Annotated in this window: 1 protein-coding gene; it reads right to left on the minus strand. The window is 29.6% G+C overall.

What is annotated here, in order from left to right; all coding sequences use genetic code 11:
- The coding region (locus SORDD05_RS09730) for a 23S rRNA (pseudouridine(1915)-N(3))-methyltransferase RlmH (RefSeq protein WP_196757210.1) at positions 1–157 on the minus strand (157 nt) is incomplete at its 3' end.
- Between the last annotated feature and the right edge of the window lie 69 nt (positions 158–226).

Consider the following 226-nt stretch of genomic DNA (forward strand, 5'->3'; position numbering starts at 1 on the left):
AATTTTCTGACTCACTTGCCTTATCTGGAGTTTTTTCATCAGCTAACTCAATGATTTCTACAGTGGCAAAACGAGATATACGTTTACTATATTCAGCAATGCCATCTTTAAGATATTTTTCCTTCAGTTTTCCAACTGTTACAATTTTTATTTTCATTCTTCTATTCTAACATATTCACACTTTATTTCACATCTTATTCACAAAGAATTATCTAGTAAAACTAGC

Source organism: Streptococcus oralis, assembly GCF_001578705.1.
Taxonomy (GTDB): domain Bacteria; phylum Bacillota; class Bacilli; order Lactobacillales; family Streptococcaceae; genus Streptococcus; species Streptococcus oralis_J.